This is a genomic window from Mesorhizobium sp. M2A.F.Ca.ET.037.01.1.1 (assembly GCF_003998075.1).
In the GTDB taxonomy this organism is placed as follows: Bacteria; Pseudomonadota; Alphaproteobacteria; order Rhizobiales; family Rhizobiaceae; genus Mesorhizobium.
On record NZ_RZSA01001591.1, the window covers coordinates 1 to 804 of the forward strand.

General features: G+C 66.7%; 1 pseudogene. It reads left to right on the forward strand.

The window, feature by feature from the left end:
• Positions 1-804 (forward strand): annotated as a pseudogene (locus EOA27_RS38580) (helicase); the annotation flags it as partial.

The following is an 804-nucleotide window of genomic DNA, read 5'->3' on the forward strand; positions in this document are numbered from 1 at the left end:
GGTCGGCGGCGACGAGGCGCTGAAGCCGCGCCTTGTCCTGCTTGCCGACGAGCAGTTGACCGGCCCTGCGCGCGACAAGGTTGCGTCCCGCGCCGAGCGTTTCGTCAATTTCCAGATCGAGTCGCTGCTGAAGCCGCTGGTCGATTTGAAGAATGCCGACCAGCTCACCGGCATCGCGCGCGGCATCGCCTTCCAGCTCGTCGAGCATTTCGGCCTGATCAATCGCCGCGACATCGCCGAAGAGATGAAGTCGCTCGATCAGGAAGGCCGCGCGGCGCTCCGCCGGCTCGGCGTGCGCTTCGGCGCTTATCATGTCTTCGTGCCGGCGCTGATCAAGCCGGCTCCGGCCGGTCTGGTGACCTTGCTCTGGGCGCTGAAGAACGACGGCAAGGACAAGCCGGGCTTCGGCGACGTGGTGCATGCGCTGGCCTCCGGCCGCACCTCGGTCGTCATCGACCCGGCCTTCGACAAGACTTTCTACAAGCTCGCCGGCTATCGCAATCTCGGCCGCCGCGCCGTGCGCGTCGATATCCTCGAGCGGCTTGCCGACCTCATCCGCCCGGCGACCAACTGGAAGCCCGGTCTCGGCCAGCGTCCTGACGGCGCTTATGACGGCCACGCCTTCATGGTGACGCCGCCGATGATGTCGATCCTCGGCGCCACGGCCGACGATATGGAAGAGATCCTGAAGGGTCTCGGCTATCGCTCTGAGGCCAAGCCTGCCGCCGAAGTGAAGGCGAAGCTCGACGCCCAGGACAATGCCGCCCGTGAGGCAGCGGCGGCGAAGCTGGCGGCGGAAGAAGC